Here is a 12,110-nt window from a genome sequence, read left to right on the forward strand (position 1 = left end):
GTCGCGAAAGGGCTGCAAAGCAGCCCCAGGCATTCAGCCCGCAGCCAAGGTCGGGCGCAGGCGCCCTTGCTGGCGGCCTTCCAGCTGCATGCACCGCTCCAGGAACAGGTACATGCAGTCATAACTTTTGCAGATCGCCTTGCGCAGTTCGTTGCGCAACCCCAAGGTCGGGTTTTCGCCAGCCAGGGTACAGATGATCTCCAGCGCCTCCCACGGGTGGGCGTCGTCATACTGCGCATGCATCTTCAACCACTTCATGGCGCGCTTGCGCTGGTCCTCCGGGAAGCCCATGGCGTAGGTGTCTTCAGCACAGACCACCGCCGACCACTCACCCGTCGCCCCTTCAATGGCATAGTTGGTAGCCGCCATGGCAATGGCCAGCGACTCGGTGGTACACACTCGCCAGCACCAGTCGTTTAGCCCATTGAGCTCGGCGGGCACTTCCTGGGACTGCAGCTCGTGCAGGTGAATGCCATGGGCATGGCACCAGTGCACCCAGTAATCGGCATGGTGGAGCTCCACGCGGATATTGCGCATCAGCCAGCGCCGCGCCATGTCTTCGCCCGGGTGGCGGGCATAGCGGGTCTTGGTCAGGTTGTGGGCCATGTACAACGAAAACTGCTCGACCACCGGCCAGCCACCGATCAGGTACTGGCGTATGGTGGCTTGGCGCAACTGGCCATCGCGCAGGCGCTGGTAGAACTCATGCTCCACCACCCGACGCTTGCCCGGGCGGCAATCTTCGATCAGTTGCTGGGCCCATTGGGGGTAACTGGCCGGGTCCATCAAAGGCCCGATACGGACGAATGCATCAATCACTTTTCAGCTCCTTGATCCCTGTGATTTACCAACGCTACTTCAGCGAAAGGTTCCAGGCGCCCGATGCAGCAGGGGCCGTGCAGCAATCCGTTGGCGCTGCAGACTGTCGCAAGTGAACACCTGCGGTCGTTCGATCAGATAGCCCTGGGCGTAGTCCACGCCGATCTCTTGCAAGGCCTGCTCGATCAACGGAGTTTCAACGAACTCGGCAATGGTCCGTTTACCCATGACGTGGCCGATGTGATTGATGACTTCGACCATGGCCCGGTTGACCGGATCATCCAGCATATCTTTGACAAAACTTCCGTCGATCTTCAAGAAGTCGACAGGTAAATGTTTCAAATAAGCGAATGACGACATTCCGGCACAAAAGTCATCCAGCGAGAACTTGCAACCCAGCCCTTTCAATTCATTGATGAACCGGATGGCACTGCCGAGGTTGGCAATGGCACTGGTCTCGGTGATCTCGAAGCAGATCAGCCGTGGCGGAATCGAATATTCGACGAACAGGCGCCGCAGGTACTCCAGGAACTTGTCGTCACCGATACTCGACCCCGAGAGGTTGATGGCACACATCGACAGCGGGCCCTCGCGCCCCTCATCCAGGCACTGGCGAATGACCTGGAACACATTGCGCACCACCCAGCGGTCGATAGCGGTCATCAGGCCATAGCGCTCGGCCGCCGGGATGAAGCTGTCAGGCAGGATGGTGCGGCCGCTTTCGTCTTGCAGGCGCAACAGAATCTCGACATGGCCTGGCCCTTCAAGCGCGGTGAGCGCGGCGATTTCCTGGGCATACAGGCAGAAGCGGTTCTCCTCCAGAGCGACGTGCAGGCGCTGTATCCAGGCCATTTCACCAAACCGCATCGACAGTTCACTGTCATCGGCATGGTAGACCTGGATACGGTTGCGGCCCTTCTCCTTGGCCATGTAGCACGCCATGTCGGCTGCCCGCAGGGAGGCTTCCAGCGTGGCCGGGGCTTGCGCCATGTGCACCAGGCCGATACTCACGGTGGTGACGAACGGCCTGCCTTTCCATACGAAGTGCAGGCTTTGCACCGCCTGGCGCAGGCTTTCGGCAATGCGCTCGGCCTGTTCGCCCGGGCAGTTTTCCAGCAGCACGCCAAACTCATCCCCCCCCAGCCGGGCCAGGGTGTCGCCTTCGCGCAGCACCGATTGCAGCACGGCGCAGATGTGCCGCAGCAATTCATCACCGGCGGCATGCCCACAGGTATCGTTGACCAGCTTGAACTGGTCGAGGTCAAGGAACATCAGCGAATGCCGCCCACCCTGGCGCACCAGGTCGTTCAGTGCTTGCTCCAGGCGGTACTCGAATTCACGGCGGTTGGCCAGGCCGGTCAGGGCGTCATGGGTAGCCTGCCAGGACAGGTTGGCGATGTATTGGCGCTCCTGGGTCATGTCATGCAGCACCAGGACGATGCCCGCCACCTGCCCGTTGTTGATGATGGGCGAACCCACCAGGTTGATCGAAACCGTGCTGCCATCCAGGCGCTGGATCAACCGTGCATGTTCGGCACCCCCTTTGAGGCTGCCGCTGAGCACCTGTTCGAGCAAGGTGCTGCTGTCGTTCTGGGCCTGCTCGTCCACCAGGCTGAACAGTGCTGTCAACGGCAGGCCCACGGCCTGGCCTGCCTGCCAATGGGTGAGTTGCTCGGCCGCCGGGTTCATGTAGCCGATGCTGCCATCGACATCGGTGGTGATCACAGCATCGCCGATCGCCTGCAGGGTAATCTGCGCGCGTTCCTTTTCTTCCTGCAGGGCGCTGGCGAAGGCCTGGCGCTGGGCCAGCAGCTTGCTCGAACGGCGCCAGGCAAAGGTGATGAGGAACAGCGCGGTGAGCAGGTTGGTGACCAACAGCACCCGCAACAGCATGCGCGAGCCCTCGCCCAGGGCATCGCTGAAGGCTTTGGCTGCCGGGGTCACGCCTTCGTTGATGGCGACGATGCGGGCGCGCCATTGGCTGACCTGGCGCGGGCCGGCATGGCCGCTGGCAAAACCCTCGCGCATCTCGTTGGCCAGCACATCCAGTTGCTTGAGGTAATCGTCACCGACATTCCAGTAGGCGATCGCCGCCTGCACATAGCTGATCTGGCTGAAATTGCGGTAGAACCAGATGATACGGTCGACGTCGTCGGGGTGATTGCCGCCTTGCAAAACGGCCTGGCGCGCGACATCAAGGTCTGGATCAGGCAGGTCGAGCACCTCACGCATCTGCCGATCACCGTGGGGCACAGTGATGACCTGACGATAGCGCTGGTAGGTGCGTTCATCGCCAGTATCGGCATACAGGTTCAGGTAATAGATGGCGTCTTTCTGTGCCTTGGACCACAGGCTTTCGCCAGCGACATAGGCACGCACAGCCGACAGCGCGTACAGGCTGAAGCTGCCCAACAGGACCTGGAAGACTACAACGGCGATGAAGGGCCAGATGATACCCAGCAGCCTTGGCGCCTCTAGTGTGCGATGTCCCTTCATGAAGTCCCTGTCACAGAGCAGATAAGGCTCGAACCAACCAGACAAGCTCAGCGTAGGCCATTTGCCATCTGTGTGGAGGGAATTTTGAGTGGCAAGCTTCAAGCTTGCCGCTTGGGTCAGGTCTGCTGCAGATGCCCGTACAGCTTGGCATACAAGCCGCCCTCGGCGATCAACTGCTGGTGGCCGCCATCCTCGGCCACGTGCCCGCCGTCGAACACCAGCACACGGTCGGCCTGCTTCACCGCCGAAAGGCGGTGGGCGATGATCAATGTGGTACGGCCACTGAGAAAGCGCGCCAGGGCCTGGTGCAGGTTGTACTCGGTGGCGGCATCCAGCGCCGAGGTGGCCTCGTCGAGGATTACCACCTTCGGCTCGGCCAGGACCATGCGGGCAATCGCCAGGCGCTGGCGCTGGCCGCCGGACAGGCGCACACCAGAGCGGCCGACCACGCTGTCCAGCCCTTGCGGCAAGGCGCCAATGGTGGCGTCCAGCTGGGCGATGCGCAGCGCCTGCCAGCAGGCCTCGTCCGTGCAGTCGCGGCCCATGGTCAGGTTGGCGCGTACCGTGTCGTTGAACAGTGACGGGTGCTGCAGCACCACTGCCACATTTTCACGCAAGGTCTCCAGGCCGATTTCCTGCAGGCTGGCACCGCCAAAACGGATGGTCCCGGCCTGGGCGCTGTACAGGCCCAGCAGCAATTGCACCAGGGTACTTTTGCCGCCGCCACTGGCGCCGACGATGGCGACCTTTTCGCCCGGGGCGATGGACAGGTCCAGGTGCTCGAGCACCGGCTCGTCGGCATAGGCGAAGCGCAGGTCGCGCACTTCGATGCCAACCGTTTCACGGCCGGCGAACGGGTCGCGGGCAGCCGGGTATTGCGGCTCGTCATCACGCGCCAGCAACTCGTTGAGCCGGCTCAGCGCGCCGCCTGCGGCATAGTAGGCATATTGCAGGTTGAGCAACTGCTCGACCGGGCCGATCATGAACCACAGGTAGCTGAACACGGCCAGCATCTGCCCGATCGACAGGTCGGAGAACAGCACCGTGAGCATGGCCGCAGCACGGAAAATATCGATACCGAACTGGAACAGCAGGCCACTGGCACGGCCACTGGCATCGCTTTTCCATTGCGAATCCACGGCGTAATCGCGCACTTCGCGGGCACGCAGGCCCAGGCGGCCGAGGAAGTAGCCCTGGCGATTGCTGGCGCGGATTTCCTGGATGGCGTCCAGGGTTTCGGCCAGCGCCTGGGTGAACCGCGAGGTGCTGTCGTTTTCGAGCTTTTTAAGGTGTTTGACGCGCTTGCCCAACTGCACGGTGAAGTAGATCACCAGCGGGTTGAACAACAGGATCAGCAAGGCCAGCTGCCAGTGCATCCAGATCAGGATCGCCGCCGTGCCGGTCAGGGTCAGCATGGCCACCAGGAAGCGGCTCAGGGTTTCGCCGACGAACTTGTCGAGGGTCTCCAGGTCGGTGACCAGGTGCGTGGTCACGGTGCCGCTGCCCAGGCTTTCGTACTCTTTGAGCGAAATACGCTTGAGCCGCTCGATCAGGCGGATGCGCAGACGATAGACGATGTCTTTGGCAAGGCCGGCGAACAGCTTGGCCTGCACCACGTTGAAGCCCAGCGCGGCCACGCGCAGGCACAGGGTAACGACCAGCATCAGGCCGATATAACCGGCCGCCACCTGCCAACCGCTGGGCAGCAGGTGGTTCATGAACTTCAGCGCGCCATCGCCGTGGCCCAGCAGTACTTCGTCGACCAGCAGGGGCAGCAGCAATGGTATCGGCACGCTGCAGCAGGCCGCCAGCACGGCCACCAGGTTGGCGGCCCAGAGGTGTTTCTTGTGGTGCAGTGCCAAGCGGCGGATTTGCGCCCAGCTCAGCCGGTCAGGCACAGCAGCGGGCTTCCCTGGCACCGGGTCGGGCGACCCTGGCAGGTCAAGCACAGGCGGCCTGCTGTAGCCAGCGGCCAAGCAAGGGCTGCAGGCTTTGCAGCGGCTGGTAGCCGTTGGTCAACAGGGCGAGCTGGCCGTTGCGCTCCGCCAGCAGCGTTGGAAAACCGGCAATCCCCAGGTCCTGTACCCAGCTGAAATCGGCTGCAGTGGCAGCGCGCACGTCGGCACGCAGCAGGGCATCGGCGAAGGTTGCCCGATCGAACCCGGCCTGCTCGGCCAGCTCGACCAGCTGCGGCGCGGTGGTGACGTCCAGGCCCTGCTGGTAGAACCCACGCTGGATCAGTGCCAGCAGCGGCCAGACGCGCTCGGCGTCCAGTTCGCGGGCGGCCACCAGGGCGCGGCAGGCAGGCTCGGTGTCGTAGACGAAGCCATCGGGCATGGCACCTTCGAACGCGAACGGCTGCCCGGTGGCCTCGGCCACCGCCTGCCAATGCTCGAGGATGTACTTGCGGGTCGAGGCGTCCAGCGGGCTGGCACCGCGGCGCAACCCACCCGGCACCACCCGGGTGGCCACGCCCGCTTCACGCGCCTGGGCGATAAGGGCCTGGGCCACCGGTGCAAAACCCCAGCACCAGGAGCACATCGGGTCCATCACATAGAGCAGGCGGGCAGTCATGCAATCAGGCCTCGGCTTTGTAGTTGTAACCGATCGGGTGCGGCAGGTTGCGGGCCTTGGCCAGCTCGATCTGCTTCTGCCGGTCGATGGCGCTGCGCCGGGTCTTTTCGCTCAGGCTGTCCCAGCAGTGCGGGCAGCTCACGCCTGGCGAATAGTGCTCGGACGCGCGGTCCTGGGCGTTGACCGGGTGGCGGCAGGCATGGCACTGGTCATACTCGCCTTCGGTCAGGTCATGGCGCACCGTGACGCGGTTGTCGAAGACAAAGCAGTCGCCGTCCCACAGGCTTTCTTCCTGGGGTACTTCCTCGAAGTATTTCAGGATGCCGCCCTTAAGATGATAGACCGCCTCGAAGCCTTCACCGAGCATGTAGCTGGAGGCTTTTTCACAGCGGATGCCGCCGGTGCAGAACATGGCGACCTTCTTGTGCTTGCTGGGGTCGAAGTTGGCCTTGATGTACTCGGGGAACTCGCGGAAGGTCTCGGTCTTGGGGTCGATTGCGCCCTTGAAGGTGCCGATGGCCACTTCGTAGTCGTTGCGGGTGTCGATCAGCAGTACTTCCGGGTCGCTGATCAGGGCATTCCAGTCTTTGGGATCGACGTAGGTACCAACGGCATTGTTCGGGTCCACGCCCGGCACGCCGAGGGTGACGATCTCTTTCTTGAGCTTGACCTTGGTGCGGTAGAACGGCTGCTCGTCGCAGTAGGATTCCTTGTGGTCGACATCGACCAGGCGCGGGTCGCTGCGCAGCCAGGCGAGCAGGCCATCGATGCCTTCGCGGGTGGCCGAAACGGTGCCGTTGATGCCCTCGTTGGCCAGCAGCAGGGTGCCTTTGACGCCATTGTCGAGCATGGCCTTGAGCAGGGGCTCGCGCAGCTCTACGTAGTCTTCAAGGGTGACGAACTTGTACAGCGCCGCCACGACGATCGGTTGGGTCATTGCGTTGAATCTCCAGGTGGTTGCCCTCGTAAGGGGCGGACCGGGTTTGACAAAAAGCTGGGGGCCGCTCTGCGCCCCTTTCGCGACACAAGGCCGCTCCTACAGGTGAATACATAACCCCTGTAGGAGCGGCCTTGTGTCGCGAAAGGGCCGCAAAGCGGCCCCCCGGATGTCGCAAATTGTACCAGAACGCCAAAAAGGATTCAGTGCTTGCCGCCACCTGCACACACCGGCGACGCGGGTGCAACACCCACCTTCGCCCACTCCTCGTTGGTATAGGTGTGGATGGCCAGCGCATGGATCTGGCCCATCAGTTCACCCATGGTGGCGTACACCTTCTGGTGGCGCTTGACGCTGTTGAGCCCGGCAAACTGCTCGCTGACGATCACCGCCTTGTAGTGGGTTTCCTGGCCACGGCTGTGCATGTGGCTTTCGTTGAGCACTTCAAGGTGCTGCGGCGCCAGGGCGGCCAGCTGCTGCTCGATGCGTTGCTGCATGGTCATCGGGTGTTACTCACTTCTTGGCAGGGGCGGCGGCCTTGCCGGCATTGGGGTCAAGCTCTTTGGTCATGTCTTCGAGCAGCTTGTTGACCACCGGCACTGCCGGCTCCAGGCTTTGCTGGGTCAGCTGGGCCGACTGCTGGGTGACCTTGGGCATCTGGCTGAGGACTTTCTTGCCCAGCGGCGACTGGTAGAACTTCACCAGGTCCTTGAGCTCCTGCTCGGTGAAGGTCTGGGTGTACAGGTCAACCATCTTCGGCTTGAGCTTGTTCCAGCCGATGGCGCTGTCCAGCGCGGCGTTGGCCTTGGCCTGGTAGCTTTCCAGCACCGACTGCTTGGTGGCCGGGGCCTTGGTCTGGGCGAAGCGCTGGGCGAACATCTGCTGGACCTGCATGTACACCGGGGTGCCCAGCTTGTCAGCGTTGGCCAGGGTCAGGAACTTCTCGGCGGCAGCGTTGTGGCTGGCGGTGGCAGCGAGTACCTGGCCGCTGGCACAGGCCAGGGCGACGGCAGCACAGAGGGCACGGAGACGGGTCATTGCATATCCTTCAAGGAGGGGGAGGCGGTACCTCAGAGATGAGCATTCTGCTCCCGCCAGGGTGCAGCGCTCAAGTGGCACGACGAGCGATTGAACCGCTCGATCGCATGGGGGCCTAAACTGCTGATTCTGACTGACAAGGGAGTGAACGCAGCATGAGCCGTATCGAAACAGACAGCCTGGGCCCGGTCGAAGTTCCGGAGCACGCCTACTGGGGCGCGCAGACCCAACGCTCGCTCATCAACTTTGCCATTGGCAAGGAACGCATGCCGCTCCCGGTGCTGCACGCCCTGGCGCTGATCAAAAAAGCCGCAGCACGGGTCAACGACCGCAATGGCGACCTGCCAGCCGACATCGCCCGCTTGATCGAGCAGGCTGCCGACGAAGTGCTCCACGGCGAGCACGACGACCAATTCCCGCTGGTGGTGTGGCAGACCGGCAGCGGCACGCAGAGCAACATGAACGTCAACGAGGTGATTGCCGGGCGGGCCAACGAGCTGGCCGGCAAAGGCCGCGGCGGCAAGGCGCCGGTGCACCCCAACGACCATGTCAACCGCTCGCAAAGCTCCAACGACTGCTTCCCCACCGCCATGCACATTGCGGCAGCACAGGCCGTGCACGAGCAACTGCTACCGGCGATCGCCGAACTGTCTTCGGGGCTGGCCGAGCTGTCGGCGCGCCACCATAAACTGGTCAAGACTGGCCGCACGCACATGATGGACGCCACGCCCATCACCTTCGGCCAGGAGGTGTCGGCCTTCGTGGCCCAGCTCGACTACGCCCAGCGCGCCATCCGCGCCACCTTGCCGGCGGTGTGCGAACTGGCCCAGGGCGGCACTGCCGTGGGCACCGGGCTCAATGCCCCGCAGGGTTTCGCCGAAGCCATTGCTGCGGAACTGGCCGCCCTCTCCGGCCTGCCGTTCGTCACCGCGCCGAACAAGTTTGCCGCCCTGGCCGGCCACGAGCCGCTGACCAGCCTGGCGGGGGCGCTGAAGACCTTGGCGGTGGCCTTGATGAAAATCGCCAATGACTTGCGCCTGCTCGGCTCCGGGCCCCGCGCCGGGTTGGCCGAGGTGCGCCTGCCGGCAAACGAGCCGGGCAGCTCGATCATGCCAGGCAAGGTCAACCCGACCCAGTGCGAAGCGCTGTCGATGCTGGCCTGCCAGGTATTGGGCAATGACGCGGCCATCGGTTTTGCCGCCAGCCAGGGGCACCTGCAGTTGAACGTGTTCAAGCCGGTGATCATTCATAACCTGCTGCAGTCGATCACGCTGCTGGCTGATGGCTGCCGCAACTTCCAGCAGCACTGCGTGGCCGGGATAGAGCCGGATACCGACCAGATGGCGGCGCACCTGGAGCGCGGGCTGATGCTGGTGACCGCGCTCAACCCGCATATCGGCTATGACAAAGCGGCGGAGATTGCCAAGAAGGCCTACAGCGAGGGCAAGACCCTGCGCGAGGCGGCGCTGGAATTGAAGTACCTGACCAATGAGCAGTTCGATGAGTGGGTGCGGCCGGAGAACATGCTGGCACCAGGTGGCAAGGGCTGATTGATTGGCTGGTACTTATGGCCCTATCGCCGGCAAGCCGGCTCCTACAAGGGTTTTGTGGGAGCCGGCTTGCCGGCGATAGGGCCGGAACAGGCTCTCAACCAACCTGAGCCAGGCGCGCCCTCCTCGCCCGCCACCCGGCCACCAGCGATGGCCCCAAGGCCACCAGGGTCGACCCCAGCACCACGGTCACCGCGCCTACATAGCCCAGGGCATTGATGTCTTCAGCCTGCACATACGCCGGCCACATCCAGGCCGCCACTGCCACCGCCACAAAGGTCACCAGAGGTGTCAGCGCCAGCGTGGCGCTCACCCGTGATGCCTCCCAGTGCGCCAGTGCCTCGGCAAAAGCACCATAGGCCACCAGCGTGTTCAGGCAGCAGGCCAGCAGCAGCCAGCCTTGCAGGGGCGTCAACTGCAACGCCTCCAGCGGGTGCACCCAGGGTGTCAGCAGCGCGGCGCAGCTCAGGTAGATCACCATCATCACCTGCTGCGAATGCCACACCGTCAGCAGCTGCTTCTGGCTCAGGGCATAGAACACCCAGATGCTGGTGGCCAGCAGGATGGTCAGCACGCCCGTGGTGTAGGTGCCCAGCGAGGTCAGCAGCTCTTCAAGGCGCTGGTTGAAGAACAGGCCGAAGCCGGCAAGCAGCACCAGCAACCCCAGGCCTTGGCCCAGGCTGAAGCGCTCCTTGAACACGAACACGCTGGCCACCAGCAGCAGTACCGGGCCGATCTGCACCACCAATTGCGCAGTACCGGGGCTCAGCAGGTTCAGGCCGATCAGGTACAGCACGTAATTGCCCATCAGGCCGCACACGGCCACAGCCACCAGGCCTTTGCCTTTGGTGCCGAGCTTGCCGAACGACGGCAAACGGCGCTTGGCTGCCAGCCAGGCGAACAGCAGGCCGCCGGCCACCAGCAGGCGGAACCAGGTGACGGTCACCGGGTCGACCACCTGCAGCACTTGCTTGAGTTTGATTGGCAGGATGCCCCACAGCAGTGCGGTCAGAAGCGCCAGGGCCAGTCCATAGCTCCGGCGTCCGGATGTGATGTGCATAAAGTCCTCGGTCGAGCCCGTTGTAGGGTGCCTCGATTCTAAAGGCTTGCTACCTGCCAACGGGGAAAAAAGGCGGGAAAAGAATTCATCAGGTCATTCCCCTGCGGCATGGCGGCTGACTATTTCTTGTGTTTGGCAAACGCCGCTTCCAGGGCTTCATTGATGGTGCGCAACACCTTCACCCGCGCCCAACGCTTGTCATTGGCCTCGACCAAGGTCCATGGCGCGATCTCGGTGCTGGTGCGGTCGACCATGTCCCCCACTGCATCCACATACAGGTCCCACTTGTCGCGGTTGCGCCAGTCGTCCTCGGTGATCTTGTAGCGCTTGAACGGGATCTGCTCGCGCTCTTCAAAACGCTCCAGCTGGGTTTGCTGGTCGATCGCCAGCCAGAACTTGACCACTACCGCGCCGGCGTTCACCAACTGTTCCTCGAAATCATTGATCTCGCCGTAGGCACGCATCCAGTCGGCCGGGGTGCAGAAGCCTTCGATGCGTTCCACCAGCACCCGGCCGTACCAGGAGCGGTCGAAGATGGTGAACTTGCCGCGTGCCGGAATGTGCCGCCAGAACCGCCACAGGTACGGCTGCGCACGCTCATCTTCGCTAGGGGCGGCGATCGGCACGATACGGTACTGGCGCGGGTCCAGCGCTGCCGCCACACGGCGAATCGCCCCGCCCTTGCCTGCAGCATCATTGCCCTCGAACACGGCCACCAGCGAGTGCCGGCGCATGTGCTTGTGGCGCAACAGGCCAGCCAGGCGAGCCTGCTCGGTCACCAGTTGCTCCTGGTAGTCCTGCTTGTCCAGGTGCAGGGTCATGTCCAGGGCGCCGACCAGGCTGCGCTGATCGATGCTGCGCCCCAGCGGCGCAATGTTGCCCTGGTGCTTGCCTTTGGGGTTGACGGCCAGTGCGGCCTGCAGGCTTTCCAGCAAGATGCGCCCAACGGCCAGGCTGCGGTAGTTGGGGTCGACCCCTTCAACTACATGCCACGGTGCATAGTCACGGCTGGTACGGCGCAACACCCGCTCGCCAAAACGCACGAAACGGTCGTAGGTCTGCGACTGCTGCCAGTCCAGCGGGCTGATGCGCCAGCTGTGCAAGGGGTCGTCCTTGAGCGACTTGAGCCGCGCTTTCATCTGTTTCTTGGACAGGTGGAACCAGAACTTGATGATCAGCGCACCTTCGTCGCAAAGCATCTGCTCCAGGCGCTCGGCGCCGGTGATGGCCTGGTCGAGCACCGCATCCTTGAACTGCCCATGCACCCTGCCCTGCAGCATCTGGCTGTACCAGTTGCCGAAAAACACGCCCATGCGCCCCTTTGGCGGCAGCGCCCGCCAGTAGCGCCAGGCGGGGGGCCGGGCCAGTTCCTCGTCGGTCTGCTGGTCGAAGGTGAGCACGTCGATCATGCGCGGGTCCATCCACTCGTTGAGCAGCTTGACCGTCTCGCCCTTGCCGGCGCCTTCGATGCCATTGATCAGCACGATCACCGGGAAGCGCGCCTGCTGCTTGAGTTCGTACTGGGCTTCGAGCAAAGCCTCGCGCAGCGCGGGCACTTCTGCCTCAAAGGTATCGTCGTCGATGCTGTGGCCAATTTCGGCGGATTCGAACATGCACTGGCTCCTTCAATGGATAA

At 63.3% G+C, this 12,110-nt stretch carries 10 protein-coding genes; 1 reads left to right on the forward strand and 9 read right to left on the reverse strand.

The features are described 5' to 3' along the window. Positions 1-33: 33 nt before the first annotated feature. The 7 genes from NGJ21_RS05835 to NGJ21_RS05865 form a co-directional block, all read right to left on the reverse strand. Positions 34-819 carry an iron-containing redox enzyme family protein gene (locus NGJ21_RS05835; RefSeq protein ID WP_161872978.1) on the reverse strand — a complete coding sequence of 262 codons (786 nt, stop codon included), beginning with the start codon at positions 817-819 and terminating at the stop codon, positions 34-36. A gap of 39 nt (positions 820-858) precedes the next feature. Continuing rightward, the gene (locus NGJ21_RS05840) at positions 859-3,315 is read right to left on the reverse strand and encodes an EAL domain-containing protein (protein ID WP_125924326.1); all 2,457 of its coding nucleotides are present in this window, start codon (positions 3,313-3,315) and stop codon (positions 859-861) included. Positions 3,316-3,431: 116 nt separating this feature from the next. Beyond that, entirely contained in the window at positions 3,432-5,264 is a 1,833-nt protein-coding gene (locus NGJ21_RS05845) for an ABC transporter ATP-binding protein (protein ID WP_046787386.1), read from the reverse strand. Next, on the reverse strand, positions 5,257-5,889 hold the full coding sequence (locus NGJ21_RS05850; RefSeq protein WP_196914247.1) for a DsbA family protein: 633 nt from the start codon (positions 5,887-5,889) through the stop codon (positions 5,257-5,259). The genes NGJ21_RS05845 and NGJ21_RS05850 overlap by 8 nt, the downstream gene beginning before the upstream one ends. A gap of 4 nt (positions 5,890-5,893) precedes the next feature. Then, positions 5,894-6,826 (reverse strand): oxygen-dependent tRNA uridine(34) hydroxylase TrhO, encoded by a 933-nt coding sequence (trhO, locus tag NGJ21_RS05855; protein ID WP_046787387.1) that lies wholly within the window; start codon positions 6,824-6,826, stop codon positions 5,894-5,896. 203 nt (positions 6,827-7,029) lie between these two features. Then, the gene (locus NGJ21_RS05860; protein ID WP_012313276.1) at positions 7,030-7,329 is read right to left on the reverse strand and encodes a BolA family protein; all 300 of its coding nucleotides are present in this window, start codon (positions 7,327-7,329) and stop codon (positions 7,030-7,032) included. 10 nt (positions 7,330-7,339) lie between these two features. Further along, the gene (locus NGJ21_RS05865) at positions 7,340-7,864 is read right to left on the reverse strand and encodes a DUF2059 domain-containing protein (protein ID WP_039602789.1); all 525 of its coding nucleotides are present in this window, start codon (positions 7,862-7,864) and stop codon (positions 7,340-7,342) included. 155 nt (positions 7,865-8,019) lie between these two features. Here NGJ21_RS05865 and NGJ21_RS05870 point away from each other — a divergent pair, with 155 nt between their 5' ends. Beyond that, a complete protein-coding gene (locus NGJ21_RS05870; protein ID WP_251961941.1) occupies positions 8,020-9,414 on the forward strand; it encodes a class II fumarate hydratase in 1,395 nt (464 codons plus the stop codon). A 97-nt stretch (positions 9,415-9,511) separates the two neighbouring features. Here NGJ21_RS05870 and NGJ21_RS05875 read toward each other — a convergent pair whose 3' ends face one another. Further along, positions 9,512-10,474: a DMT family transporter gene (locus tag NGJ21_RS05875; protein ID WP_196997636.1), complete on the reverse strand. Its 963-nt coding sequence runs from the start codon at positions 10,472-10,474 to the stop codon at positions 9,512-9,514. A 119-nt stretch (positions 10,475-10,593) separates the two neighbouring features. Next, on the reverse strand, positions 10,594-12,087 hold the full coding sequence (gene pap / locus NGJ21_RS05880) for a polyphosphate:AMP phosphotransferase (protein WP_046787392.1): 1,494 nt from the start codon (positions 12,085-12,087) through the stop codon (positions 10,594-10,596). Between the last annotated feature and the right edge of the window lie 23 nt (positions 12,088-12,110).

The organism is Pseudomonas sp. Marseille-Q5299 (assembly GCF_943737035.1).
In the GTDB taxonomy this organism is placed as follows: Bacteria; Pseudomonadota; Gammaproteobacteria; order Pseudomonadales; family Pseudomonadaceae; genus Aquipseudomonas; species Aquipseudomonas putida_E.

Coding starts and splice junctions, on each gene's coding strand:
- NGJ21_RS05840 (WP_125924326.1), bottom strand. CDS start 3,315: ATGAAGGGACATCGCACACTAGAGGCGCCAAGGCTGCTGGGTATCATC.
- NGJ21_RS05850 (WP_196914247.1), bottom strand. CDS start 5,889: ATGACTGCCCGCCTGCTCTATGTGATGGACCCGATGTGCTCCTGGTGC.
- trhO (WP_046787387.1), bottom strand. CDS start 6,826: ATGACCCAACCGATCGTCGTGGCGGCGCTGTACAAGTTCGTCACCCTT.
- NGJ21_RS05860 (WP_012313276.1), bottom strand. CDS start 7,329: ATGACCATGCAGCAACGCATCGAGCAGCAGCTGGCCGCCCTGGCGCCG.
- NGJ21_RS05865 (WP_039602789.1), bottom strand. CDS start 7,864: ATGACCCGTCTCCGTGCCCTCTGTGCTGCCGTCGCCCTGGCCTGTGCC.
- NGJ21_RS05870 (WP_251961941.1), top strand. CDS start 8,020: ATGAGCCGTATCGAAACAGACAGCCTGGGCCCGGTCGAAGTTCCGGAG.
- NGJ21_RS05875 (WP_196997636.1), bottom strand. CDS start 10,474: ATGCACATCACATCCGGACGCCGGAGCTATGGACTGGCCCTGGCGCTT.
- pap (WP_046787392.1), bottom strand. CDS start 12,087: ATGTTCGAATCCGCCGAAATTGGCCACAGCATCGACGACGATACCTTT.